General features: G+C 45.0%; 27 protein-coding genes. 14 read left to right on the forward strand and 13 right to left on the reverse strand.

Going from position 1 to position 26,418, the window contains the following annotated elements:
* Window positions 1–225 precede the first annotated feature (225 nt).
* Together WJM94_RS22020 and WJM94_RS22025 are read left to right on the forward strand one after the other, a co-directional pair.
* The gene (locus WJM94_RS22020) at window positions 226–741 is read left to right on the forward strand and encodes a GNAT family N-acetyltransferase (protein ID WP_444496311.1); all 516 of its coding nucleotides are present in this window, start codon (window positions 226–228) and stop codon (window positions 739–741) included.
* Window positions 742–784: 43 nt separating this feature from the next.
* Window positions 785–1,255, forward strand: a complete 471-nt coding sequence (locus WJM94_RS22025) for an HAD family hydrolase (RefSeq protein ID WP_444496312.1) — start codon at window positions 785–787, stop codon at window positions 1,253–1,255.
* 73 nt (window positions 1,256–1,328) lie between these two features.
* On the opposite strand, the gene WJM94_RS22030 is transcribed toward WJM94_RS22025, so the two are convergent.
* The 3 genes from WJM94_RS22030 to WJM94_RS22040 form a co-directional block, all read right to left on the reverse strand.
* A complete protein-coding gene (locus WJM94_RS22030) occupies window positions 1,329–2,459 on the reverse strand; it encodes a glycerate kinase (protein ID WP_444496313.1) in 1,131 nt (376 codons plus the stop codon).
* A gap of 16 nt (window positions 2,460–2,475) precedes the next feature.
* Window positions 2,476–3,828: a GntP family permease gene (locus WJM94_RS22035; RefSeq protein ID WP_444496314.1), complete on the reverse strand. Its 1,353-nt coding sequence runs from the start codon at window positions 3,826–3,828 to the stop codon at window positions 2,476–2,478.
* 159 nt (window positions 3,829–3,987) lie between these two features.
* A complete protein-coding gene (locus tag WJM94_RS22040; protein ID WP_444496315.1) occupies window positions 3,988–5,130 on the reverse strand; it encodes a sugar diacid recognition domain-containing protein in 1,143 nt (380 codons plus the stop codon).
* 234 nt (window positions 5,131–5,364) lie between these two features.
* Between WJM94_RS22040 and WJM94_RS22045 the strand changes: the two genes are divergently transcribed.
* Entirely contained in the window at window positions 5,365–5,538 is a 174-nt protein-coding gene (locus WJM94_RS22045) for a hypothetical protein (RefSeq protein WP_444496316.1), read from the forward strand.
* Between the two features lie 66 nt (window positions 5,539–5,604).
* Here WJM94_RS22045 and WJM94_RS22050 read toward each other — a convergent pair whose 3' ends face one another.
* On the reverse strand, window positions 5,605–5,967 hold the full coding sequence (locus WJM94_RS22050) for a hypothetical protein (RefSeq protein ID WP_444496317.1): 363 nt from the start codon (window positions 5,965–5,967) through the stop codon (window positions 5,605–5,607).
* Between the two features lie 314 nt (window positions 5,968–6,281).
* Here WJM94_RS22050 and WJM94_RS22055 point away from each other — a divergent pair, with 314 nt between their 5' ends.
* The 5 genes from WJM94_RS22055 to WJM94_RS22075 all read left to right on the forward strand — a co-directional run bounded on the left by WJM94_RS22055 (window position 6,282) and on the right by WJM94_RS22075 (window position 10,224).
* Window positions 6,282–8,129 (forward strand): M3 family metallopeptidase, encoded by a 1,848-nt coding sequence (locus WJM94_RS22055; protein WP_444496318.1) that lies wholly within the window; start codon window positions 6,282–6,284, stop codon window positions 8,127–8,129.
* Window positions 8,130–8,198: 69 nt separating this feature from the next.
* Complete coding sequence (locus tag WJM94_RS22060; RefSeq protein ID WP_444496319.1) at window positions 8,199–8,735, forward strand: DUF924 family protein; 537 nt, start codon at window positions 8,199–8,201, stop codon at window positions 8,733–8,735.
* A gap of 25 nt (window positions 8,736–8,760) precedes the next feature.
* Window positions 8,761–9,090, forward strand: a complete 330-nt coding sequence (locus WJM94_RS22065) for a DUF4144 family protein (RefSeq protein ID WP_444496320.1) — start codon at window positions 8,761–8,763, stop codon at window positions 9,088–9,090.
* A 133-nt stretch (window positions 9,091–9,223) separates the two neighbouring features.
* Complete coding sequence (locus WJM94_RS22070; RefSeq protein ID WP_444496321.1) at window positions 9,224–9,649, forward strand: VOC family protein; 426 nt, start codon at window positions 9,224–9,226, stop codon at window positions 9,647–9,649.
* A gap of 119 nt (window positions 9,650–9,768) precedes the next feature.
* Window positions 9,769–10,224: a macro domain-containing protein gene (locus tag WJM94_RS22075; RefSeq protein ID WP_444496322.1), complete on the forward strand. Its 456-nt coding sequence runs from the start codon at window positions 9,769–9,771 to the stop codon at window positions 10,222–10,224.
* Window positions 10,225–10,283: 59 nt separating this feature from the next.
* On the opposite strand, the gene WJM94_RS22080 is transcribed toward WJM94_RS22075, so the two are convergent.
* Entirely contained in the window at window positions 10,284–11,417 is a 1,134-nt protein-coding gene (locus tag WJM94_RS22080) for an MBL fold metallo-hydrolase (RefSeq protein WP_444496323.1), read from the reverse strand.
* A 188-nt stretch (window positions 11,418–11,605) separates the two neighbouring features.
* Between WJM94_RS22080 and WJM94_RS22085 the strand changes: the two genes are divergently transcribed.
* On the forward strand, window positions 11,606–11,851 hold the full coding sequence (locus tag WJM94_RS22085) for a Rho-binding antiterminator (RefSeq protein WP_444496324.1): 246 nt from the start codon (window positions 11,606–11,608) through the stop codon (window positions 11,849–11,851).
* A 154-nt stretch (window positions 11,852–12,005) separates the two neighbouring features.
* Here the strand turns inward: WJM94_RS22085 and ompW are convergent, their stop codons facing one another.
* Window positions 12,006–12,650: an outer membrane protein OmpW gene (gene ompW, locus WJM94_RS22090; protein WP_444496325.1), complete on the reverse strand. Its 645-nt coding sequence runs from the start codon at window positions 12,648–12,650 to the stop codon at window positions 12,006–12,008.
* Between the two features lie 410 nt (window positions 12,651–13,060).
* Here ompW and WJM94_RS22095 point away from each other — a divergent pair, with 410 nt between their 5' ends.
* Both WJM94_RS22095 and WJM94_RS22100 read left to right on the forward strand, forming a co-directional pair.
* Window positions 13,061–13,372: a cupin domain-containing protein gene (locus WJM94_RS22095; protein WP_444496326.1), complete on the forward strand. Its 312-nt coding sequence runs from the start codon at window positions 13,061–13,063 to the stop codon at window positions 13,370–13,372.
* Window positions 13,373–13,425: 53 nt separating this feature from the next.
* Entirely contained in the window at window positions 13,426–14,046 is a 621-nt protein-coding gene (locus WJM94_RS22100) for an HAD family hydrolase (RefSeq protein WP_444496327.1), read from the forward strand.
* 73 nt (window positions 14,047–14,119) lie between these two features.
* Here WJM94_RS22100 and WJM94_RS22105 read toward each other — a convergent pair whose 3' ends face one another.
* The gene (locus WJM94_RS22105) at window positions 14,120–14,560 is read right to left on the reverse strand and encodes an Lrp/AsnC family transcriptional regulator (protein ID WP_444496328.1); all 441 of its coding nucleotides are present in this window, start codon (window positions 14,558–14,560) and stop codon (window positions 14,120–14,122) included.
* 127 nt (window positions 14,561–14,687) lie between these two features.
* Between WJM94_RS22105 and WJM94_RS22110 the strand changes: the two genes are divergently transcribed.
* Complete coding sequence (locus WJM94_RS22110) at window positions 14,688–15,272, forward strand: LysE family translocator (RefSeq protein WP_444496329.1); 585 nt, start codon at window positions 14,688–14,690, stop codon at window positions 15,270–15,272.
* Window positions 15,273–15,460: 188 nt separating this feature from the next.
* Window positions 15,461–16,234 carry a siderophore-interacting protein gene (locus tag WJM94_RS22115; RefSeq protein ID WP_444496330.1) on the forward strand — a complete coding sequence of 258 codons (774 nt, stop codon included), beginning with the start codon at window positions 15,461–15,463 and terminating at the stop codon, window positions 16,232–16,234.
* 59 nt (window positions 16,235–16,293) lie between these two features.
* Here the strand turns inward: WJM94_RS22115 and WJM94_RS22120 are convergent, their stop codons facing one another.
* The 4 genes from WJM94_RS22120 to WJM94_RS22135 all read right to left on the reverse strand — a co-directional run bounded on the left by WJM94_RS22120 (window position 16,294) and on the right by WJM94_RS22135 (window position 22,522).
* Window positions 16,294–17,460 carry an oligogalacturonate lyase family protein gene (locus WJM94_RS22120; protein ID WP_444496331.1) on the reverse strand — a complete coding sequence of 389 codons (1,167 nt, stop codon included), beginning with the start codon at window positions 17,458–17,460 and terminating at the stop codon, window positions 16,294–16,296.
* Between the two features lie 68 nt (window positions 17,461–17,528).
* Complete coding sequence (locus WJM94_RS22125; RefSeq protein WP_444496332.1) at window positions 17,529–19,298, reverse strand: sodium:solute symporter family protein; 1,770 nt, start codon at window positions 19,296–19,298, stop codon at window positions 17,529–17,531.
* Between the two features lie 302 nt (window positions 19,299–19,600).
* Window positions 19,601–21,829 carry a right-handed parallel beta-helix repeat-containing protein gene (locus WJM94_RS22130; RefSeq protein ID WP_444496333.1) on the reverse strand — a complete coding sequence of 743 codons (2,229 nt, stop codon included), beginning with the start codon at window positions 21,827–21,829 and terminating at the stop codon, window positions 19,601–19,603.
* A gap of 15 nt (window positions 21,830–21,844) precedes the next feature.
* Window positions 21,845–22,522, reverse strand: a complete 678-nt coding sequence (locus WJM94_RS22135; protein ID WP_444496334.1) for an oligogalacturonate-specific porin KdgM family protein — start codon at window positions 22,520–22,522, stop codon at window positions 21,845–21,847.
* 129 nt (window positions 22,523–22,651) lie between these two features.
* Between WJM94_RS22135 and WJM94_RS22140 the strand changes: the two genes are divergently transcribed.
* A complete protein-coding gene (locus WJM94_RS22140) occupies window positions 22,652–24,379 on the forward strand; it encodes a sodium:solute symporter family transporter (RefSeq protein WP_444496335.1) in 1,728 nt (575 codons plus the stop codon).
* Window positions 24,380–24,729: 350 nt separating this feature from the next.
* Here the strand turns inward: WJM94_RS22140 and WJM94_RS22145 are convergent, their stop codons facing one another.
* Window positions 24,730–25,353, reverse strand: a complete 624-nt coding sequence (locus tag WJM94_RS22145; RefSeq protein WP_444496336.1) for a bifunctional 4-hydroxy-2-oxoglutarate aldolase/2-dehydro-3-deoxy-phosphogluconate aldolase — start codon at window positions 25,351–25,353, stop codon at window positions 24,730–24,732.
* Between the two features lie 11 nt (window positions 25,354–25,364).
* Window positions 25,365–26,294, reverse strand: coding sequence for a sugar kinase (locus tag WJM94_RS22150; protein ID WP_444496337.1), 930 nt, complete (start codon window positions 26,292–26,294; stop codon window positions 25,365–25,367).
* Between the last annotated feature and the right edge of the window lie 124 nt (window positions 26,295–26,418).

The raw sequence follows: 26,418 nt of genomic DNA on the forward strand, positions 1-26,418 counted from the left end.
TTAATACTTTAGGGGTAGGACGCATATGATCCAGGTCATACGCAACTGATATTAAAGACTCAAGAATGAAATGTTGCTATTTAGCTCTCATTAAATAGATTCGCAGTATTAATTTTTGAATAATTAGGGCTCATAAAATAAATAACCTTTCTAAATGCAACCATTTGAACAATGGATAAATAAGGTGAGACACTGAGCTTCCAGATTGATACAAATAGGAAGCCTATGCCAATTTACTTATCGACTCCCAGGACAGTAATGACCCAAATCGCGGAAGATGACTGGGGGCTTTTTCAGCGCTTGCACACCGATAGAGATATCATCTCTCTTTGTTTCGACGCCCCCAACGAGGAGCAGTTAAAAGAGAAATTTGCATCACGCTTGTCAATCTGGACACCAGAAAGTGAACACTGGCTCTGTTTTGTAATCAAAGACGCGTTATCTAAGCAACCTATCGGAATCACAGGTTTTGTTCTCCAAAACGGAACCGCTGAAGTAGGCTACTTACTTTTGTCAGAGTTTCATGGCAAGCAATTGGGCACCGAGACTCTCGAAGCCGTAATTAAATGGGCACGTACTCAACATCAGCTCAGCCAGTTTTCCGCCACAGTGACAGAGGGGAATATCGCCTCTGAACGAGTGTTGGAAAAGTGTGGATTTACCTTGGTAAAAGTTATCCCGGATGCTTATGAGATCGGTGGTAATCGTTACGCAGACAAGATCTACGCTCTGGAAATCTAAGCAAGTTATTTGAGTGCAGATGAGTAATATTGGAGTTTCAAACATGATTTATCTTTTCGATTGGGGAGACACATTGATGGTGGACTTCCCTCATGCACAAGGCAAAATGTGTGAATGGGACACGGTGAAGACAATCCCACAGGCCAAAGAAACGTTGGCAATGCTCTCCAAAAACCATCAGATCTATATTGCCACTAGTGCATCAGACTCTGTTATGGAAGATGTACAGCGAGCTTTCCAGCGTGTCGATTTAGACCGATACATCAGTGGTTATTTCTGTTTTTCTAATATTGGCATTGAAAAAAATTGCGCTGAATTTTACCAAGCCATTGCTAAAAAACTTGGTGTCAGCGAAAGAGAATTGACCATGGTTGGAGACTTGCCGAGCAAAGACATCTACCCCGCGATGGAAGCAGGGCTGAATACAATTTGGTTTAACGCGGCGGGTGAGCCAGCACCGGGGAAAGCCATCCCGAAGCAGATTCGCTGTTTGTCAGAGCTTGTAGCAGGCTAAGATGCTTCGCCATAGCAATAAAAAACTCCACGCGAAGTGGAGTTTTATCCTTAATGTCTTGGATAGAAACCGACTATTTCATCAACCATAACCGGGCAACGTTCTCGGCTAAATTCGCCACGTTTGTGTCAGCTTCTTTCATTGCGTCTGCCAGGCTCATTGCTCTTGGCACACAAGGAAATACAGCGTCAATCCCGCACTGATAAACGGCTTGGAAGTTATCGCCCACGCAGCCAGCTAACGCGATCACTGGTAAGTTAAATTGCTTCGCTACCTTAGCGACCCCCATCGGGGTTTTCCCATGAGCCGTTTGGTGGTCAATTCTTCCTTCACCAGTAAATACGATATCAGCATCGGCAACAAGATCCGCTAGTTTGACCGTCTCCAATACAATTTCAATTCCTGGCTGTAAACGAGCAGGCGTGTATCCTAACAGTGCTGCTCCCATCCCACCGGCGGCACCGGCTCCTTCACGGGTTAGTACATGCTTACCTGTGACTTGCTCAGTCAACTCACCAAATTTAAGCAAAGCGTTATCCAGTGTAGCGACATCGGATGCTGTTGCCCCTTTTTGTGGACCAAAGATTGCCGAAGCACCTTTTTCTCCACAAAGAGGATTATCAACATCACACGCGACGAGTATCTCACATTGCGCTAAACGAGAGTCGAGACCTGAAATGTCGATGGAGGAAAGATTAACTAAACCACCGCCGTTTGCGGCAATTGCATTCCCGGCCTCATCAAGAAAGTTAACTCCCAACGCAGCCAACATACCTGCACCACCGTCATTAGTCGCACTTCCTCCTAAGCCAATGATTAAACGTTGCATACCGCGTTCTAAAGCATGTTTAATCAACTGGCCAGTACCAAAACTGCTGGTCAGTTTAGGATCACGTGCGTCAGTTGGGACAAGATGTAAACCACTGGCTTCTGCCATTTCAATCACCGCAGTTTCACCATCACCAAGGATACCGTAAAACGCCTGAACCTCATTTCCTAAAGGGCCCATAACGGTAGTGAACACTTGCTCACCATGTGTTGCATCAATCAACGATTGAACCGTGCCTTCTCCTCCATCTGCTACCGGAACCGTAACAAACTCGGCATCATGCCAAACTCGAGCAAGGCCTGTCTTAATCGCGTCGCTTACTTGCTTGGCGGTTAAACTTTCTTTAAATGAATCAGGTGCAATTACCACTTTCATATCTATTTCCTGAGACTTATAAGAGAACGAGAGTCAAAATGTATACCAATGCCATCGCAGTGACACCCTGAATCAGAGTTGCCATGGTTTGTGCTCGATAAGCCAAACCTACTGACATTCGACTGAACTGGGAAACAACCCAGAAGAAACTATCGTTTGCATGTGAAACTGTCATCGCGCCAGCACCAATCGCCATTACTGTCAGCACTCGACCCATTTCTGAATCCAGTCCCAATTGTGCCAGCATTGGGGCAACCAGAGCAGACGTCGTTACCAGTGCGACCGTAGAAGAACCTTGCGCGGATTTCAGGGCAGCAGCAACGATAAATGGCATGAAAATACCGACACCTAATGCAGACAGAGTAGTACCAAGATAATCACCAAGTGGTGTCGCTTTTAGTACGGTACCAAACGCACCACCAGCACCGGTAATCAAAAGAATAGGTGCTGCGGCAGTGATACCTTGACTAATACGCTCGCCAAACTCTTCAATCTTCTTATCCGATTTTAATAGACGAACAGAAAGAAACAGGCCGATCACCAATGCCGTTAAAGGTTGGCCGAGGAAAGTCAGTACATCGAACAACATGCCCTCACCGAGAGGCAGGCTTGGGAATTTAGCAATAGAGCCAAAACAGATCAGTAAGATTGGAACAAAAATTGGAGCAAATGCCTGGCTTGCAGTTGGCAGTTTGCCGTAAGAGGCTTTCAGAGCTTTCCAATCATGTTGAATTTCCTCGGCAACATCGATGCCATCTGGCTCAACATGTTTGAAACGGTTTGCCCATAACATACCAGCCAACGCTGCGACAGCTGCGACAAAGACACCCACGCCAATAACCAAGCCAAGGTTAGATTCCAGACCAAGGTTACCTGCGGCAGCAATTGGGCCCGGAGTTGGCGGTACAAAAGTGTGCGTCGCGTATAGACCTGTCGCTAACGCTACACTCATCGCCACACTTGACGTGTTCAGACGTTTGGCAAGCGATTCTTTCAATGAGTTAAGGATAACAAAGCCAGAGTCACAGAATACCGGAATAGAAACGATATAGCCGATGATACTCATGGTTAAGGTTGGGAAACGCTCACCCAGAACTTTAATGACCGTATCTGCCATGGTGATCGCAGCGCCGCTTTTCTCCAGAATAATACCAATGATGGTACCCAGAACGATAACCAAGCCGATGTAGCCGAGAATACCACCAAATCCAGAAGCGATGGTTTTGGCGATGCTGTCAGCAGGTAAGCCATAAGCAAACGCGGCAAGAAACGCTGCGATGATTAAGGCTAAAAATGGATGTAACTTAAATTTGGTAGTGGTGAGCACGATAAACGCAATCACCCCGAGCAGGATTAATATAAGGGTCATGATAACTCCATTTATTTTTATTTTATCGAGCAAGACCAAGTAGGCTCACTTCAATATGTAGGGACATTAGAATTATCAATCGTTTGCTAGTAAATTCCTTTAGGCGGAGTGACAAATGATCTCGTTTAAAAATGACCTTCATTGTGCAAATGCACAACGCTAGGTCATTTTTGAGAGGCGTGTCGCAATATAAAGCTCAGCTAACCCTACAAAATTTGTGGTTGATAAGCCAGTAATCTCTGTGATTTTCTCCAGACGATATCTGAGGGTATTTCTATGAATAAACAGAGCATTAGAACACTCCTTAACGTTACCATTGCACTCAAATAACGCATCAAGCGTTTTCAGTAACTGACCAGATTTATCTTTTTCCCTCAACAGTTTCACCCTATCAATAATTTGTTCACCTTGCCAAATATCAGCCAACGGCGCTAAAAGTACCGGCAAGCGTAACTCATCAAACAAGTATTTGCGTTTATCTGGATGAAACTGCTTCCCGACGGCCATAACCTGTTTCGCACTTTGATACGATAAGGGTACGTCTTTAGGTTCAACGAACAATTGCCCAAGCGCAATATGAAAGGTATGAAAATCGTAATCGCTTAATCGAGACATCAACTTGTCAATCCGTTCGCTTTCTATTTTGCTGTCCCATTGCTTTGTACAGTGGCAAGGTTTGAGCACCACGATTTCATTCACCGAGACGATCGCAACAAGGTTGTTTCTTTCCGGATACTCTAGCAACTCGACGATATTTCTCACACTCTTCATGCTATTCGAAGCGGAAGTCGTAGAGACTTCGATCACCGTAGCGACCCTAGGCTGAGTAATATCGATAGAAAGACGCATCGCCCAATCTTTGATCTCTTCTTCGGTTAAGCCTCCCTTAATCCAGGAAAGAATAAACTCCTCCCGATGACGCCTGTCCCACTGAAATTTTTCTACTAGCGCAGCTTGCTCAATGGTGAGTTCTGCGGTCATTTTTACCAACTTGGCAAAATCGCGAATTTTATCAGGCTCGCCAGTAACACCAACGGTACCCACCACCTCACCGTGCAACTTGAGCAGCATGTTAATACCAGGCTTCACGCCTTGCAGAGTCAAACATTGTTGTTCATTCACCTCGAGAGAGTCACCGTGACTGAGCGCCAGTACAGCACCATCGTGAACCTGACCAATTCGTTTAGGGTCACCACTACCAATAATGATGCCCGCTGAATTCATCACATTCACATTGTGACCGATAATAGACATGGTTCTGTCGACGATCTGCTGCGCAAGTACATGATCTAGAATCACCATAAATCTTCCTTCCTAAAGACAAATGAACGAGTCAATAAATCACAAAACACGCTATATCTCCATTGTGCTGATGTGAATTACACGAGCTAGCGCAAATCATTGCCCTATTAGTCATACAAAAAGCATGGTTTTAGACATCATAATCGTCGCTGGGGATATATACTTATACTAAAGTTACCTCGATATGCTTGTTTCAGTATATTGAAGTCACTTAGGTACAACGGAGGATAAATCATGGAACTACGTAACAAAGCGGGTGACATTGCGAAGATTGCTGACAACCTCACCCTGAAAGAAATTACAGAAATGGGCTATACCGTTGACTTATGCGATGAGGCATATGATCCGAGCGAACATTGGAAAGCGAAAGCGGAAAATCAAAACAAGGGAGATTACCCTGAAGAATAAATCAATGGCGTGACTGAGTAAGCCTGAACGTTTCAGCATAACCGAGCGCTCCAACGCTCGGTTTACTTATTTTTGTACTTCCCGGATAAACAAGTCCATTTCTTCGAGATAATTGCCGTTTGCACATCCCCAATCAGTTACTTCCATTAACTCGGTAATTAACTCTCTGGTTTCATCCATTTGTACTTCCTGAATAAATGCATTGAAACGTTCAAAATCGGTCTGATTGTCCACTTTATAAGTGACATACTCTTGCAGTAAGTCATTGTAGACTTGCCAACGCTGATCATCTGGTACATGGCTGCTAAGAATCACAGCACACTTTTGCTGAATACTTTCGGCTGTATCGTTTTTTGGCGATGTAACTGAAGAGCACCCTGCCAACACCATTCCTAGCATAAATAATATTGTTTTTGTCTTTGTTATCATTTTTATTTCATCTATCGAAGCTGAAAAAGAATGCATAAACTATAAACCCAAATGACATCTATGTTTGGATTTCAAGCGAAACTGCGTGATCACTGACGAGACTGTGAATGTACTAGCCCACTGTTTATACAGATGAGTTTTGATTTACTGACTAGTTTTAATAACAAACCACTCATTAACCCATTAAAATGTAAACAAATAGTAAAATTACGTTTACGAAATGCAAAGGCAGTAAATAACGCTCCAACTCCTTTCTTGCTCCTAAGCGTGTAATAATCAACTGACTACATAACGCAACCATTTGAAGGATCAAAATGAACGCAACGGATTACCTCAACGACCTCAACCAACGCTATCTCGCGATTCACCGCACTAAAGAAGATTTCTTTTGGGAAACTTACATGGGGATCAGCGATGATCATGATGGCTCGACGCAGGCACAAACTGCATGGACAAGCTTTTTAAGCAACGCTGAACAAATTACGGCAATCAAACAACAGTTAGAAGCCGCAGACTCAATCGCTGATCAGCAAGAGAAACAGCAAACCAAAACGGGTCTGTCAGGCTGGCTAGCGATGTTTGAATCACACGCAATCGAAGGTAAAGATGCGCAAGCACTTAAAAATCAGCTCATTGCGTTTGAAGCAGAGCTATTCGAGAAAAAACAAAATCACATTCAGACCTTTACTGATGAAAATGGAAAGCAAACAGAGGGCTCATTACCGGTATTAAGTTCTACCATTCGTACTAATAATCACGAAGCGGTGCGCCAATCCGCTCATCAAGCGTTACTAAATCTTGAGCAATGGCTACTAGAGAATGGATTTATCGAACTGATTAAACTGCGTAATCAGTTTGCCCGCTCACTTGGTTACGCTACGTTCTTCGACTACTCGGTGCAAAAAACTGAGAAGATGACGACTGAGCAACTGTTCGGGATTCTGGATGATTTTGAGCAGCGTACCCGAAATGCCCACCTGACAAGCTTAGAGAATTTGGCGAAAGAGAAAGGTCAAACAGCACTAACAGGACATAACTTTATCTACTCGTTCGCGGGCGACGTGATGCGTGACCTTGATCCATACGTACCGTTTTCAAAGTCTTTGCGACGTTGGGTAGAGTCGTTCGGTCGTCTGAATATCGACTACTCAGGCGCGACGCTGACTCTGGATCTGCTCGATCGTAAAGGCAAATACCCGAATGGATTCTGCCACGGCCCTATTCCTTCTTTTTACAACCAAGGTAAATGGGTTGCTGCGCAGGTCAACTTCACAAGCAATGCCAAACCAGACCAAGTGGGTAGCGGCTACGATGGCATCAATACGTTATTCCATGAAGGCGGCCACGCAGCCCACTTTGCCAACGTAAAAATGAACGCACCCTGTTTCTCGCAGGAGTTTGCGCCAACTTCCATGGCTTATGCAGAAACCCAGTCGATGTTCTGTGACAGCCTGCTAACCGATGCGGATTGGCTAAAACAATACGCACTGGATGATAAAGGTAACCCAGTACCTGATGAGATCATTCAAGCGATGATCAATAGCCGTCAGCCATTCAAAGCCTACGAAGAGCGCAGTATCTTGGTCGTACCATATTTTGAGCGCGCACTGTATCAGCTAAGCGATGATGAACTAACACCAGAGCGCATTACTCAACTTGCGCGAGATTGCGAGAAGCAGATCCTTGGTTTGGAATGCAGTCCTCGCCCGTTAATGGCGATTCCACATCTGCTATCGGATGAAGCGGCTTGTGCGTATCAAGGTTACCTATTGGCGCATATGGCGGTTTATCAGACTCGAGCATACTTCTTAGATAAGTTTGGCTACCTTACAGATAACCCAGAGATCGGCCCACTGCTAGCTAAACATTACTGGCACGCTGGCAACAACCTTTCTCACAATGAAACCATTGTCAGTCTGACTGGCGAGGGCTTTAATGCCAAATACCTTGCAGACGTTTGTAACCTGTCATCAGAGCAAGCCTGGGAAGTTCAGCAACAGAAAATCAAAGCGCTTGAAACGCGTGAACGAGCACCAGTGACTTCGCTGAACGCGACAATTAAAGTCGTCGACGGCAGTAAAGAACTGGCAAGCAACGTCATTTCTGACGAGCAAATGTGCGATGATTTTGAGCGCTACATTGTAGACACATACGGACGATAGTAAAACTGAGAGCCAGAATCTATACTTCTGGCTCTTCGTTACTGATTGTTTGCAAGACAAGGAAGCGAAATGTACCTGTCGATCATCAAATTCTGGTTTGAAGAACTGTCCCCTCAAAATTGGTTCGAAAATAGTCCAGAGCTGGATAAACTCATTGAATCTCGGTTCTCATCACTGCTCGAACAAGCCGCTCGATGCGAACTCTTTAGCTGGCGCGACAGCGCAAAAGGACGATTAGCCGAAATCATTGTACTCGACCAGTTTTCGCGTAATGTGTACCGCAATACACCAAAAGCGTTTGCACAAGATCCACTCGCGCTCTCGTTAGCGCAAGAGGCCATTCGACTCGGTCTGCATAAAGCGCTTAATCACGATCAACGTAGCTTTTTGTACATGCCGTTCATGCACAGTGAATCTCGTGTCATCCATGTAGAAGCAGAAAAGCTGTTTCGAGCTCCGGGACTTGAAAAGAACTACGATTTTGAGTTAAAACACAAAGCCATCATCGACCAATTTGGGCGCTATCCACATCGCAATGCGATATTAGGAAGAAAAAGTACGCCAGAGGAAATCGAGTTTTTAAAAATGCCAAATTCCGGCTTTTAACCCCAATCATTAACGAGGCGATAGAATGACACTAAACAACGTATTGTGGCCATGCTTACTAAAACTAGACGGCGATGACGAGCTCATCTATCTGCACTCCCATTCAGACTTACATGCCGAGTGCGAATCGCTCATTTGGGGACAAGAAGATTACGTGATTGATTCACATGGTCGTACCTTCGGTTTGAATTCTGAAAATATCAACCAAATCACGCTGATGAGCAGGGATAAAATTTTGCCTGTTGAAGAGGTAACCGCGCTCATCCAATCTCATGAATTCAGTCAAGCACAGAGATGCATCATTAAAATCCATTTCACAACTGTGCAGCAGGCGGTTTCTGCATTGGCGAGCTAATAACGCAAGCTCAACGTATCACTGCCGCCTCCTTATGCTAGGTTAGCCACCGTTTCTCCTTTGCAAGACATTAGCACGTATAAAAAAGCGCTAAGGTCATATGCTATCCTCAAAGCAATCAGAGGAGGAATACATGTCTAGTCATAATCCTATCGAAGTCAAAGCACTCGACCACATAGTTTTAAGAACCAGTAATCTCGATGCCATGCTGCATTTCTATCGCGACATATTGGGCTGTCCTGTCGAAAGGGAACTGGCCGAGCTAGGCTTAACCCAGCTCCGAGCAGGAATCGCATTGATTGATATCGTCACGGTAGAGAGTGAACTGGGAAGACTTGGTGGGAAACCTCCGGTGCAAAATGGAAGGAATATCGATCACTTCTGCCTGCAACTTGCGCCTTTTGAAGAAAGTGAACTACGCCAGTATCTGCTCTCACACGATATTAAAACTGAGGATTTCTCCAAGCGTTATGGTGCACAGGGTTTTGGACGCTCACTCTATATTAATGATCCTGAAGGGAATGTCGTCGAGTTAAAGCCTCAGGTAAAAAGTGAATAGTGTCCGACTCATTTAGAACCAGATTTTATAAGGCAAGTAACATGAACAATATCTCATTGATTAAAGGAGACATCACCACAGCGGAGGTTGACGCTATCGTTAATGCTGCCAACCCATGAATGCTCGGTGGAGGTGGTGTTGATGGCGCAATTCACTATGCTGCTGGTCCTACATTGCAAAATGCGTGTTACGAAGTGGAAGATGTGAACGGCATCCGCTGCCCTTTTGGCGAAGCTCGCATTACTAAAGCCGGGAATTTAAACGCACGTTACGTGATTCATGCCGTTGGCCCGATATACAACAAATTTTCCGACCCTCGAGCGGTACTGGAATCTGCTTATCAACATGCTCTCGATCTGGCACTACAAAATGGATGCCAAACCGTCGCTCTACCTGCTATCTCTTGTGGTGTTTATGGTTACCCTCCACAAGAAGCAGCAGAAATAGCAATGTCCATCTGTCACCGCCCTGAATACCGCCCACTTGATATGTGCTTTTATCTGTTTGGCGATGATATGTTACGGATTTGGCAGCAGGCACTCGCCCGTATTCAATTGCGAAGTTCTACGAATTAAAAGCGAGTTAAGCGATGCAACAAATTCAAGAAATAACGAAGATTGAATCCAAGAGCGCGTTACACCGGTACGCTGCTTACAGACTCATCGTCAGTTTCCTTCAACCACCAGTTGCAATTTCTATGTTCATTTTGAATGTAAAAACTCTCTCCTGGCATCGGAGTAAGCAACGTAAGACTGTCTCTTTGGCAGTGCGCTATCAAATCTAAAATCGGCTCATCCCATCGATGAGTAAATAGCTCATACGTCGCCCAATGGACAGGCAATAGTTTTTTCGCCTGCAGATCCTTAAACGCCTGTACGGTATGGTGCGCTTGCATGTGACCCCAGTTTTCTACCGGATAGCCTTGCTTGTCCTTCACATCTGCCGCAACTTCCAAGCAGGCGATATCTATCGGTCCACATCGCAGTGCAATCTCAGAAAAGTGCTGGTCGTAAGCACTGTCACCACTAAAATACAGCGTTTCTCTTCGACCTTTGATGACCCAGGAAGCCCACAGGGTAGAGTTCTTATCCAGATAGGTGCGCCCTGAGTTATGATTAGCTGGCGTACAGATAAGCTCGATGTTGGCGTACTGAACACTCTCCCACCAGTCAAATTCGACAATATTATCAGCACACACTCCCCATTTGATAAGGTGTTTGCCGACACCAAGCGGAACATAAAATGTGACCGATTTGTCAGCATAAAATCGGATACTCGAGGCCTCCAGATGATCGTAGTGATCGTGCGAGATCACGATGATATCTGGGATAGGCAAGCTCTCTCTTGCGTGGGTATTGGGGATATTACGCTCAAACCATGCTTTCGCGATCAGTGGAGAAGCATAATCAAAAACAGGATCCGTCAGAATACGGACACCATCCACTTCCACCAACATGGTTGAATGCCCCAACCAAGTCACCCGCATTGAGTCAGTGCGTTGGGAAAACTGATCCTGATAGATTGGAGAATACGGCAAATCTTCATTTGGGCACAGTGGTGCTCGTCCGCCTAAATAGCTCCAGAGAACCTGCCAAAATGACTGGTGGCTTGGTACATTTGGCATCGCATTTTTGACACGACCGTTTTCAAACTGAGGAGAGTGATGAATACGGTATGCGAGTTGCGCATTATAAGTTTGCGAAGTATTCAATGAACTCAAACTACGTTTACGGCTTAGATAGGTGTTTTTTAGGGTCGTTTCAGACATGTGTTATCTACGTTTACTCAACGATAGTTGTAGTAAAGCCTGCTTATATGTCTATTTCATGACCAAGATGAGGGGTAAGATGAAGATTAAGTTTCACAGAAAAAATTTTTCTTCAGAAAATCAATCTCAAGCCAAAAACGCTACACGGATTACACTATAAGGAGCGTTGGTGGAAATGGAGAAGTACAATGGTAACCTGCAACCAATACGATTTTATTGAAATAGCCTGCATGTTTCAGCTACCTGTCGAAATCACTCTGAAAAATGGTGAAATCCATCAGGGGAGAGCATTCGATACCGGTTTTGATATGCAGCGACAAGAGTGCCTATTTCTGGATGTCGACGGAGAGCACATTGCCTTTCCGACCGAAAATCTGCTTGCGATGAGAGCGCTTAAGGCAAATCCACACTTCACCGAGGTCACGTTTGATTAAATCATTACGATTTAAGATGAGAACAAAAAGAGGGGCGGCCCCGTAAACCGCCCCTAAAGCCATGCCAAAATTGTCATGCGCTAGGGCTTATAGCCTTTCGCGTTGCAAATGTTGCTAGCAAGGTCAACTGACCCTGAAAACTACTGGTTTTTCTTTAAAACTTGTAACCACCGCTGATCATAAATACCCAAGGGTTAATCTCTACGTCAGTCTTTTGCTTCTCGCCGCCAAACTTATACGTCGCTTCTGTTTCAATGTTTGCATACCACGCTGAAGCGTTGAGGAACCATTGATCGTTAATCATGAAGTCCACGCCTACGTTGGCAGCTAAGCCGAAAGAATCATCCAATTTAAGATCGGTCAAGCCAACATTTTTCGCTTTATTGTTGAAGCCTTCATCAAAGAAGATGGTGTAGTTAAGACCTGCACCAACGTATGGACGGAACTTACTTTGAGGCTCACCAAAGTAGTACTGAACCATAAAGGTTGGTGGTAGTTGTTTGGTATCAGCGATATCGCCCAATCCCAATAGATTTGTTGAAATGTCATGGCTAAAAGGCGTTGCCGCTAACACTTCGAAGCTGATGTTGTCCGTAAACATATAGCCAAACGTCAGACCAAGCTGTGTGTTGGAATCCACTTCCAACTCTTCTTGTGAACCAAGAATTTTGTCGCTGCTATCATTAGGAACGACAGATGCCGCACCAACACGAAGAACGAAGTCACCTTGCTTATGAGCGAAAACACTTGGTGACACGAGCGCAGCAACCACTGCCAAACTGCAGATTGTTTTTTTCATTTTAATTTCCTTTTAGGGGCTTCGTATTGTACCTAATGACGTGCTTATGGCTCTCCGGTAAGAACCATCGGAAAGTCAGAGTATTAGCGCACTCGGGTACTTATATTTTTTAACTCGGCGCAATCTAGCACATAAAAACCTTACTAAATTGACGGAAATCAATTTGTAAAAAATATAGCTGTTCTGTATTAGAAAACGCCAAACCGATCAACATATTATGCAAATGCGTTACAAGCTTGTAATGCAAAATGTGCGTGTGAGAAGAAAGCCCAGCCGATTTATACAATTCTTTATTGGACGGAGATTGGCTATTAATGGCATCTCGTGTCTCTGTTTGGTGTTATGATCGTCAATAGTCAACGCTGGCAATAACTTGCGAGTTTAAAACTGAGCATTCACTAGGAAATACGATGAACCTGTTTAAAGATTTACCCAATGATGTCAGTGAAGAAACGTTTGAAGATCTGCTGTGCCGCGAAAATCTGCGCATTGAACGCATTGTCTCTCATGGACAAACTTCACCTGAACATGGTTGGTATGACCAAGAAGAACACGAGTGGGTATTAGTGTTAAAAGGGACCGGAGAACTGACCTTCGAAAATGGCTCGGTAAAACGACTTGAGGCAGGTGACCACATTAATATCCCGGCGCACACCAAACACAAAGTGAGCTGGACTGACCCCAATCAGGAGACCATCTGGTTAGCGGTGTTTTACCAATAATTTCAAGCGACTGACCTCAGTGAACAAAAATATTAGAACAGTAGGCTAAGAAATTGAACGATGCGAAAAAGCCGTCACTGGCACTATTTGATTTTGATGGGACCATTACTCGTCAGGACATGTTCAGCCTGTTCCTTCACTATTCTGCTTCTGGCTTTAGAAAGAAAGTGGGCGGGATAGTGATCATACCATTTTACTTGCTGTATAAACTTGGTATTTTGCCAGCGCGCTTTATGCGTCCAATCACCAGTTTCATTGCCTTTTCAGGTAAAGAGACTCAAGAAGTCAAAGCCATCGGTACTCAATTCGCCAACGACATCATCCCCCGCCATCTGAGGTCAGAAGCGATAGATAAGTTGGATTGGCACCGACAACAAGGCGATATCATCGTCGTTGTTTCCGCTTCACTAAACCTGTATTTGCAACCGTGGTGTGAAGCGAATGGTTACTACCTGCTATGCAGTGAACTCGATACGAAAAAGGCAACAATCAGCGGAGTCTATCTCAAAGGCGATTGCAGTTTAGAAAGAAAAGTCGCGCGCGTAAAAGCGGCGTTTTCACTAAGCGATTTTGCGTCTGTTTATGCCTATGGTGATACCCATGAAGACATCCCGATGCTCAAGCTTGCCGACTACGCGATGCTCAATTGGACTGAGTGGAAGCCAGGCGAGTAGACACCTTAGCCATCTCATACTCGACTGACTCTTTCGAGCCACTTCAAATTCACGTGCTACACAGATTGATTCATCATCGTTCATCTTTTGGTGTATCCATCACCACCATGGTTGTAATCCCTTGAACGTGTTCACACTCACCCAGCACATTCGCATGAAACGCCTTATAAGCTGCCAAATCTCGCGTTTCTACCCGCAACAAATATTCGTTCGCACCAGTGATGTTGTGGCATTCCACCACCTCTTTAACAAAACGGACGTGCTCTTCGAAATCGAGTTGTGCTCGTTTTGAATGAGAAGCCAAACCAATCGAGACATAGGCGATAAAACCTACACCAAGTTGCTCGCTATCCAACACCGCTCGGTAGCCTTTGATAACACCTTTTCGCTCCAACTCTTGCACCCGGCGCAACGTCGCTGAGGGTGACAATCCAACGCGCTCAGACAGCTCGACATTGGAGATTCTTCCGTCCAATTTAAGTTCTTGCAATATTCTTTCGTCAAATCTATCCATAATGAATTTTTGTTGCCAAATAAAATCAACTGAGGTCAATAAAAGCACAATATTGATGACGTTTCTACTTATAGTTGTTCTCTAGCTAACGTCCATGTGAGACGGGTTTTAAGTTAAGGAACATACTATGGAATACCATCAATTAGGCGCATTGGCGCTATTTGCTTTTGTATCAACATTCACGCCGGGGCCTAACAATATAATGCTGATGACATCGGGTGCGAATGTGGGCTTTAAACGGACAATTCCGCATATGTTAGGTATTACGTTCGGCTTTGGTTTGATGCTGATTCTGGTTGGCATTGGCTTAATGAGCTTGTTTCATGCCTATCCGGTTACCCATTCAATTTTAAAAGTAATGAGTTTGAGCTACTTGCTGTACCTCACTTATAAAATTGCCACCAGCGATAAATCCGACGTTAAACACGATTTTCGTCCGATGTCATTTATCGGTGCGATGGCGTTTCAATGGGTCAATCCAAAAGGCTGGTCGATGGCGCTCACCGCAATTACCGTATACAGCACAGGCGCGGTATGGTTAGAGCTAACCTTTATTGCGGGTATTTTCTGCTTAGCCAATCTGCCGTCAGTAACTTTTTGGACTGCGGCTGGGATGCAGCTTCAGCGCTGGCTAACCACACCTAAACGTGTAAAAGGGTTTAACTATGGCATGGCGGCTTTGCTTCTTCTGTCGACGATCCCGATGATATAGATGAACTCAGGCCGAAATAGCTCTAGGAACAAGTTCAACGATTGATTGACCAATATCAGAACAGAAGACACTTTTTACTGAGGTTTCAATTTCGATTCACAATGTAAATTTGTTTAAAGACGCTACTCTCTCAAGACGGATATTGATAATCTTTAATGAGAAAGAGAATAATTATCGAGAAAGTGAAAATGAAAAAGAAACCTCAACCAAAAGAACTTGTGGTCACACATACAGAAACGATTACTCCAAACATGCAGCGCCTTACTCTACAGGGTGAAGCACTGAGCCAGTTCCCTGCAGACTGTGAAGGTGGCTACATTAAGCTGCTCTTTAATGAGATGGGTGGTACCGATTTACAACCCGTTTCAGAAGAGAATCGACCTTTGATGCGCACTTATACTATTCGCCGCTTCTATCCAGAAACCTCTAGTATTGAAGTGGATTTTGTCCGTCACATCACACAAGATTTACAGTGTGGTTTTGCGGCCCGTTGGGCAATGTCGGTGCAGAAAGGAGATGTCATCAACATCGTTGGTCCTGGAACCATATCTAACTTAAATACCGAAGCAGACTGGTTTTTTATGGCGGCAGATATGACCGCACTCCCTGCTCTATCAGCTAAAATTCGCACTTTGCCAGAAGAAGCGAAAGGCTACGCAGTAATCAGTGTCATCTCCGCCGCAGACATTCAACCTCTGCACGCACCAGCCGGAATGGAATTGATTTGGCTGACAGAAGGTCAAGCTCTGGCAGAAGCCGTTCGTGAATTAGAATGGTTGGAGGGTGATGCCGCCGTGTGGTGTGCGTGTGAGTTCGATTCAATGCGCGCTTTACGCCAATACTTCCGTAATGAAAAGGAAGTTGATCGTGAAAATATCTACATCAGCAGCTACTGGAAGCAAGGTGTTTCAGAAGATGGGCATAAAGTGATCAAGCGTGAAGACGCGGAATCCAATCAATAGCGATTCAATTAAAAAACGCCCGGCAGAACCGGGCGTTTACGTAGCTATTCACTGTTTAATTAGTGCTTATAAGATTCCGGCACTTCAGCAATGTAAATTGCAGGCACACCTTCAAAGTCACTGGTAAACAACACACCGTCGTCATTTGGAGTAAATGAAGGATGCGGATGAGTAATTTGACGATCACCGTCCAAAACATCCCATGATGTGCTGTGTTTACACAGTTTTTGCGCCGATTTCGCTTTAGTGTTTAGCACGTACAAGAACGGGTCATTTTCAATGTTGTAACTGTCTGCATCTGCAACATCGACAGGAGCATCACAACCATCACCGACCATCAAAGAACCATCAAAGTTACTCATCAGGTGTGAACAAGGTGGCATTACCATCACTTCTTCATTCTCTAATGTTTCAGGGTTTGCTTTGTAGATAACGCGATCCGTTTGGCCTTTGAAGTAAGACACGTATGCCATCGCACTGCCATCTGGGATCCAGAATTCGTGCGTACAAGATTCACCTTTAGCATGCTCTTTAATCTTACGAACGTTGTTGCCGTCTTCGTTAACCAGCCACATACGCGAATCAACCAAGTCGTGCGGGCCTTCGTGACAGAAGCCAACAGTAGAATCATCAAATGGACGGTAAATCGGGTGGCCAAGCCACGCACTTTCCTGATGAACCACGTCCAGTTCACCAGTTTCAATATCAACTTTGATCAGGCGGCAAGTTGGGTTGGTGTGGTAGAACTCTGCGAACTTCTCCCAAGACGTCAGCGGTTGCCAGTCTCGTTTCAGAATTTCAATACCCACTAACTTCGTGCAGTCTGAGTTTGCTACCCAAGTGCCGTAGCCTTTCCACTCTTCATCAACCGTGTAGATGACTGTTTCTTCGAATGTTTCTAAGTCAACTTTCATCAGATTCAGTTCGTTTTTCACATAGAAAAATGCACTCTCATCCGTTGAAATGAAACCGCCAAAGGTATTATCACCAGCGCCTTCTGTCAGTTGGACTGCTTTTTGCGTTTCAAGGTCTAGCAGGTAATAGTTGCGATTTCCGTCGAAGTCACCTGCGAATAAAAGCTTTTGTCCATCCTGAGTAAAGCATTTTTGGTAAAAGTAGTTACGATGACAAATCACGTCAGTTGGCGTTAAACGCGTCACTTTTACGTTCGTATCGCTATCGGTGAAAGTTTCAAAAGATAGCTGGATGATATCGCCTTTGGCCATATTTCAAATTCTCCGCAATGGCACTGCCAACAGAAACCGTTGGCAGTGGATAGTATTATATTTCTTTCTTATCGAGTCGCAGCTAATGCTTGGGTAGACTCTAGACCTGAGCTCTTTTTCAGAGCGTAGCCAACCGCGAAGATGGCAGCCGCACAACCTAGGAACAATGCACGTCCCCATAGTGGGTTTGGAATCAGTACCATCAGAGTTAAACCCGCTGACATGATCATCACTAGTGAACCCAGTTTTTTGCGCTGCATACGGTCAACGATGTCTTGGCCTTCTTCAGCAACACACTCTGTGTCCACATCTTTAAAGAACTCTGCTGTTGTTTCTTTGTGAGTATCGGCCTCTTCTTTGTAGAACAATGTTGATAGGCAGAAGAAACCAGCAGTAAAGATTAGGTGTGCAGCGATAGTAATCATAGTACGCATTTCACCCGCTTCACGACGTGTTAACTCTTCCATACCAAACCAACTACCTACGTTAGCTGGAGTAAAGATGTTCACTACAGCCCAAGAAACACCCATACCAACAACCACTGTTGCCCATGGTGCCCATTTTGGTGTACGACGAATTAGGATACCTAGGAACAATGGAACTAGGATTGGCGATTGCAGTAGCGTCGCAACTTGCATCATTAGATCAAACAGACTTAGGTGCTTCAGTGAGTTGAAGAACTGAGCCATCAAGATAACTAGGATACCGTTCACGATACAAGCGATTTGACCTGCGCGAAGTTGCTCTTTGTCAGTTGCTTGACCCTTACGCATGATAGGTGCGTAGAAGCTGCGAACAAAGATACCAGAGTTACGGTTTAGTGCTGAGTCCATCGAGGACATCGTTGCAGCGAACAAACCTGCCATTAATAGACCAACAGTACCTACAGGCATAAACTCGCGAGCAAACACTAGGTAAACCGCGTCACCAGCTTTAGCACCAAGCGCAGGGTAAGCTTCTGCTGCGTTCGGAACCATGATGTTAGTTGCCCATGGTGGGATGAACCAAATAACAGCACCAACAACCATCATGCCAAGCGCAAGTAATGCAGCTTTGCTAGCGTTATTTGAATCTTTCGCGTTAAGGAAGCGGTAAGACTCTTGCATATTGTTGATAGATTGTAGCTGCTTAACGATGAAGAAGAAGAACGAACCAACTAGCAGTAGAGGGTAGTTCATATCTGGCCCAACGAAGAAGCCATTACCATTGTCAAACTTGTTAATTATTTCGCCAGGGCCGCCAACATAAATCAAAGCCACGATTGCACAAGCAATTGAAATTACAGCAACAATCAGAGTCTGAATAAAGTCAGATGCAACCACACCCCATGCACCAGATAGCAAAGAGATAAGCAGTACTGCGGCACCAGTTACATAGATTGTGGTAATGATATCGGCGTTAAATACGGCTGAAGCGAAAACGCCAAGACCGTTTAGCCACACACCCGCGTTGATAACGCTAAGTGGAATAATTACCCACGTAAAGAATTGCTCGTTAGTGTTACCAAAACGACGCTTAACTGCTTCAGTTGGGGTATCTACTCGCATTTGACGGAAGCGACGAGCAAAGTAGAAGTAAGCAAATACGTAAGCAACCATGTTACCTACGAATACCGCAAGAACAGCAAATCCATCGCTGAAGGCTTTACCAGCAGCACCAGTAAATGTCCACGCAGAGAACTGTGTCATGAAGGCCGTTGCACCAACCATCCACCATAACATTTTACCGCCCCCGCGGAAGTAATCAGATGTACTGTTACTTGCCATTTTTTTGAACAGCAGACTGATGGCCACCATCAGGGCAAAGTAGCCTGCTATTACTAAGTAATCGTATTCCATAATAGAATCCTCGAAACGCTGTTTTAATTTAGATAAATTATATTTTCAAAAAACAAAACGAACTGAGACAAAAATCAAAACAACGGTTCATTTTTCAATTTTTACGCCCAAACGTGATTGAGATCAACAATGGGGATCTTGTAAATAAGATCGGCACAATAACCATGAATTTTCAATGGGTACTATTTTGAACCTAGTTCCAAAATCTAATGTCACAGACAAGTGCGGAAGTATGAAAACGAGATCAATGTCGAATAATTTTTGACCAACAAAAAGGGCTCCCTAGAGCCCTTCGTTTAGTGTTATTGGATGAGTTGCTTAAGCTGAATCGCTTCTTTTTTACCCGGCATGGCTTGCTGGTTATCAATCATCGATGCTTGCTTTAATGGGGCGAGCGAATTGACATCGATCGCTTTGCCATCACTATTGTAGGTAGTGCCATCATCAACCAGAGCGTTGCCCGTTGATTTTGCACTGTTGATCACATCGTCATATTTACTGCTGACGTGGAATCGGTAAGAACGGTTGTTAGTAAACGTTCCTTGTTCAATCTCACCAGAGTACGGGCTCTTACGGAACAAGAAGTTGAAACGCTTGTTGTCAATTGACACGTTATCGCTCAACACCAATGCACCTGGGTTAAAGTTATCCGTAAAACCATCCATATTGTTGTTGAAAGACAGACTGTTTTTCACGACATGTGGAACCGGGATACCCTCGCCGCCTAGCTTGAAGCCGTTACCAATCGTGCCACCTTTGTTCGCAATCTCAAGAGTGCGACCATTACTAAACGCGATTGAATCAAGAATGGTTACTGCGCCGTTTGCGCCATCTTCCACCTTGTTGAATAAATCCCAGCCGTCATCGATGTTGTGGTGAGACAGACAACGGATGAAGGTATTGCCATCACCGATACGCATCTTGGCTGCAAAACCGTCTGCGTTGATCTGTGAAGGATCCATGTTGTTGTAACTTTCACTATCAATTACTTGGTTGTAGCTTGCCCACAGCGCACGTCCGATTTTTTCAGGAGACGTAATCACGAAGCCCGTATCAGGTGCACCGTGTGTGACCATTTTTTCAAAGGTATTGTGACTGCCGTGAACAATAAATTGCGCACCTGCGACTTCAATACCTTGGTAATGCCAGTAGTGTGCTTCGTGGCGAAGTTCAGACACAAAACGTACGTTATTGCCTTCTGCACGAAGATGCTTGATCTTGTCTACGCTACCACTTGCAGTTAACGGGATCTCCATACCTTGGTAGTCGCCATCTTTAAGAATGATTGTGCCGCCAGCAGGTAACAAGTCGATTGCAGTGGCTAGATCCAGTGGCTGCGCCGCAGATCCGTTACCATTAGCTTTGCCATTTGGCGCTACGTAAAGCTCCATTGGATTTGGTATCGAAACGAAATCGACGTTATAAGCGTGTGATTGTGTCTCTAGATTTGGTCCGTCGGTCGCAGTGAACTTGACATCCAGCTGGTTTGCTCCGCCATCTAAATTGATCCAGTGACTGAACAATTCACCTGCTGTTACTTGCTGCTTCGCGACCGATTTACCATTGTGTAGTACCTCAAACTCGCCCGAGTAATTTGCTCGCGCCTGTACTGGGTAGTCTTTCGTTGCAGAGCGTGGAGATGATGCATTTTGGAACACCAACTCACCTTGCTCAGCCGCGTATTTCGGTGCATCAACGGTATCTGCCGCAGATAGCTGTAAGTCAACATTGCTGACCGTCATCTTGGCATTACGCGAGGCAAAAAAGCCGATGTATTGAGAATCTGCATTTTGCATCTCAACAATATTAGCATTTGCGCCTTTTACAGCTTGTTCAAAAGATTTGTCACCGTTACGGTAACTGACTTTGAAGCCATCATTGGTGCGTGTCAGCGTCATACGGTAGGTTTCAGCCGTACCATAAGGCAACCCTTCCGCATAGTCGACACGGCTTAAACGGTTACCAGGTGTACCCCAAGGTTGGTACACGCCTTCACGGAATGAAGCATTTATGTTCGTCATGCCATCGTTGGTGCGAGTATGCGAACGCATCAGGTTCATTACCATGTTCGATGCTGACGGAAACTCTTCGTGGCCTTGAGGTTGAGGGACTAATCGCTCCGCACCTAGAATATCGCGCACCATCAGACCCGCTCCTTCCTGACGGTTTGGTGTTGCTCCGGTTTCTGGGCCAAGTTGCTCTAACACCACATCCGCACTTAGGGTAAAGTTCACATCCGTTGGCAACTCGGTGTAGTAGAAGGTTAACCCTTCATGAGAGTTAGCCAATTTGCCGCCACGGCTTTCAACAGTGAACGTTGATGCTAACTTGCCAGCCTCTACAGCTTTACCATTGACCATCACTTGGTTAACGCCAACCTTTTCCGGCAAAATGGTAGAGCCAAAGTTCATGTCCGTCGATTGGCCAAAAGTGATCGCTTTCCAAGTCAGGTCTTCGACTTTTAGATCCGTCGCATGTGCCGCTGGCGCTAAAATCGCCGCCAGACACAAAGCTAAAGTGTGCTTTTTCATGGTCACAATTCCTTGTTAGAAGTTATATTTCACACCGGCACGAAAACGTGGGACGTACTCATCTTTGTATTGAGAGCCATCGCCTTTGTGCGTGATAGCCGCAACTGCGAAGAATGGAATAAAGCCGCTTTCTAGTTTGGTGTACTCACCTTTGAAATCGATCAACTGGTCATGACCTTTGTCCTTCCAGCCACCCTCTCCACCGTGAAGATCTTTGTACTCAGCCTCAACGCCAAGCTTGCCCCAATCGAACTTACGGTTTGCGTAAAGGTTTAGCTGGTTGTAACGAGAATCGTCGGTGTTTTTGTAACCATGGCGAATACGTGCTGCCACATCCCACTCATCATTAATTTTGTATGAACCAGTCAGGTTGTACTTGAAAGTCGATGCACCTGATGGACTTGCATCAATGTTGATACCTGGAGTCAGCGAGAAGTTGTCAGTCGCTTTCCAGCGGTAAGTCAGACCTGTCTCGTGGCCTGCGTCACTCATGTGGCCATCTTTGTAGTTCCACTTAGCTTCCACGCTGAAACCAATTTGGTTAGCAAAACGGTGTGAAACGTAAATACGGTCACGATGCTCATCGCCATCACGATCTGGCACAAACTCATGTCGAATATCAACAGAAGCGGCGCCAGCTAAACCAGAGGTCATTGCCAGTAATAGTGCAGAAGCAAGGTATTTAATTTTCATTTTAAAACGCCATTTTATTTTATATTTAATGTTGTTTTAATATAATCATAAAATCGTTCCGATAAAGTTCCTGTCGGGATTTTTGTGATCTTTAAAACGTCGTTTTAATTTTTTCGTGAGCTGTGACACATGACTTTCTTAGATTCGATGATCGTAATGATCTATCTGCTCTTCATTGCGATCGCTGCATGGGTATTCCGTCGATTTTCCAACTCCTCAAATGACTTCCTTCAAGGAGGGGGAACCATGATGTGGTGGATGGCTGGCGCTACCGCTTTTATGACCCAGTTTTCGGCTTGGACCTTTACTGGTGCTGCCGCCAAAGCTTATGAAGACGGCATCAGTGTGATGTTTATTTTTTGGGGTAATTCACTGGGGTTTTTCCTCGCAGCCGCATTTTTTGCCCGTAGGTATCGTAGGCTTAGAGTAGAAACTGCTATGGAAGTGATTCGCGTGCGATTCGGCCGAGCATCAGAGCAGCTATTTACCTTGCTGAGCTTTCCGCTAACGCTGATCGCTTGCGCGATTTGGATGAATGGACTGGCGTCTTTTTTCTCCGCTGTTTTTGCAATTGAAGTTTATAGCATCATTCTTGTTATGGGTGTCCTCGTCACCTTGATCGCTGTTAGTGGCGGAGCCTGGACCGTTTCAGTCACCAATGTGATTCAGTTGGTCTTACTTATCGCAATTACATTGGTGATAGGTTATACCGCGTTGCAGCGCTTTGAATCACTGAGTGACATTTTTGAACACGCGACGCCAATTTATGGCGCGGGCATCAACATACCGTCCTTGTTTGTGGTCTGGGCATTTACGATGTTGTTGCAACAAACCATGAACAACAACCACACATTAAGTTGCTATCGCTTTCTCACTACCGCCAATGATAAAGACGCAACCAAAGCTGCATTCGTGGCAGGAATATTATTTATTTTTGCTCCTGTGCTTTGGTTTATGCCTGCGTGGTTCGTGGCGGCACAGCAAATCGATCTTTTCTCGGTTTACCCGGCATTGGGACAAAGTGCGAATACCGGAGCCTACCTCTATTACATTCAGCACTACATGCCACAGGGAATACTCGGATTGGTCATGGTGGCACTGGTTGCAGCAACGATTGCACCACTTTCTTCTGCACATAATCGCAATGCGGGCATTGTGGTGAAAAGTCTTTACCTAGTGTGGGTAAACCCAGAAGCGGATAGTCGTCAGCAGTTGATTGTCGGCAAGGTATCAACCTTGATCTCCGGGCTGTTGGCGACAGGAACCGCGCTGTTACTGGCTTCCGTCGAGTCATACAGTCTGTTTGATATGATGCTTGTCTTTGCTGCGTTTATTCAGATGCCCATCAACATCCCTTCCTTGTTAGCACTTGTCACAGTGAAAACACCGAACTGGTCAGGATGGGCGACCGTGATTGTCGGCTGTATGGTATCGCTGTTTATGATGTTTATTTTTGATGTGAATTGGCTCGCCTCTACACCGCTAACAGCAAGAGAAAGCAAGGATTTGACTATCGTGGTAACGCTAGCACTTCATCTGATCATAACGGGCGGATTTTTCTTCTTCACCAGCTATTTTTACTCCAAGGAGCCAAATGCAGTATTGCAAAGCAGAACAGCGCTTAAAGAACAGCTAAACACACCTATCAGTGCAGAAGAGCAAGCGCCAATCAATCACAAACAAGGTCTGTATGTAGGTTCGATTACCGCGACGGCTGGTACGCTATTGATCATGGCTGGGGTCATACTGGCAGAATCATCTCAATCTATATTCGTTGCGATTGGGAGCATAGTTTTACTGTTTAGCTTGTTCCTGCTTAAACCTCCAAAACAATCCAAGCGAGTCTGGCAGAAATAACTGGCATAGTTAATATTGGGCGCAAATTTGTCTTGGCGCTCAATATCCTATCTCCCGTTAATTCATCTCTTAGTCTTAACATAGGAAAAGGAGCCCAATAGTGATTGGTTACATTTATTCTTTTGAGTGTAGAAGTAACGAGAGCTGCGTTGGTAAGCGGGCTGGATAAGCAGGTTTAAAACCAGAAGGCTGATTAGGCAGTTTATTGGTCGGAATAGGTCAATGACCAAATACTAATATGGATAACTCAAAATAAAAAACGCCTGCGTCGAGCCGCAGGCGTTGGCAAATTGCTCAAAAGTTCGTTCGACTATCATAGATAGTTTTAGGGTACTAATCGGGGGTAGGAATTAAGCGATAATTCCTGCAACTTCACGAACCAGCTTCGCCAGCTCATCCCATTGCTCGTTGTCAATCAAATCGCCAGGTACCATCCAAGTGCCACCACACGCTAAGACTGAAGAAATTGATAAGTAATCTTTTACATTGCTTGGACTCACGCCGCCAGTTGGCATGAACTTCACAGGGTAAACGGCCGTTAGCGCCTTCAGCATTGCAACACCGCCAGATGGCTCAGCAGGGAAAAACTTCAGAGTTCGCAGGCCCATTTCCATCGCTTGTTCAACAAGGCTTGGATTGTTTACGCCAGGTACGATAGTGACATTACGCTGTTGACAGTACTTCACGGTTGTTGGGTTGAAGCCTGGGCTAACGATAAAATCAACACCAGCATCAATCGCTTCGTCAACTTGAGCACTTGTTAACACCGTACCTGCACCAATCAGCATTTCAGGGTACGCTTCGCGCATGTTTTTAATCGCTAGTGCGGCATCTTCGGTACGAAATGTCACTTCAGCACACGGTAGGCCGTTTTCGATCAGCACTTGCGCCAGTTTTACTGCCTTGTTTGCGTCTTTGATTGCAATTACAGGCACTACTTTAATTTCAGAAAGTTGTTGATTAAGGTCTTTCATTTCATCGTTCCTTAGATAGTAGGCATCGCTTCGCTTGGAATGATTGCGCCACGATGTTGAATAACGGTGCCAGCCACTTTGTGTCCAGCCAGCGCAGACTCAGCAACGTCTCCGCCTAAAATACGCTTAGCAAGGTAACCCGCACTGAAAGAGTCGCCAGCTGCAGTCGTGTCCACCACACTCTCGACTTTCAATGCCGCAACGGTGTGCAGTTGGTCTTCAGTCACGACAAAGCAATCGTCAGCACCACGTTTAACAATGATCTCTTTCACGCCAAAGTTTTTCGTGCGACTGATCGCTTCGTCTTCGTGCTTGTCGCCCCATAACATGACTTCATCGTCGAAGGTCAAAAAGGCCATGTCGGTAACGCTCAGAATTCTTGAGTAGAAATCGCGAGCTTCCTCGATACTTGGCCAAAGTTTTGGGCGGAAGTTGTTATCAAACGCAATCTTCACACCTTCTTTTCTACACAAGCTCAGAAGCTCAATCAGCATTTGACGGCAATCATCAGAGATGATCGCTAAACTGATTCCACTCAGATAGATCATTTGATGCTGACACAATTCTTTAGCTAACGAGAAAAGCGCGCGATCGCGTAACCAATATTTCGCCGCAGCATCATTTCGCCAGTAAAAGAAACTACGCTCTCCATCCTCTGCGGTTTCGATAGCGTAGATGCCAGGTAGCTTGTCTTCAGAAAGGTAGACCATATCCGTATTGATACCTTCATCGCGCCACGCCGCTAGCATTTCACGGCTAAACGGGTCTTGACCTAAGCCAGTGACATAGGATGTTTCAACACCATGTTGTTTGGTTAAACGAGACAAATAAACAGCAGTATTTAGTGTATCCCCACCAAATCCTTGCTCTAATGTGCCGTTATTTTTCTTAAGCTCCACCATACATTCACCGATGATGGCGACACGACTGATTGGGTTCATTGGAGGTCTCCTAAAAGTAATTGATGCTATTATTGCAGCAATAAAACCAATAAACAATATTTTTAAAACAACGGTTCATTTATGTGAGAACTAGATCTAACTCTACTTAAATAAAACATCAGTG

The sequence above is a fragment of the Vibrio sp. YIC-376 genome (assembly GCF_052353105.1).
Taxonomy (GTDB): Bacteria; Pseudomonadota; Gammaproteobacteria; order Enterobacterales; family Vibrionaceae; genus Vibrio.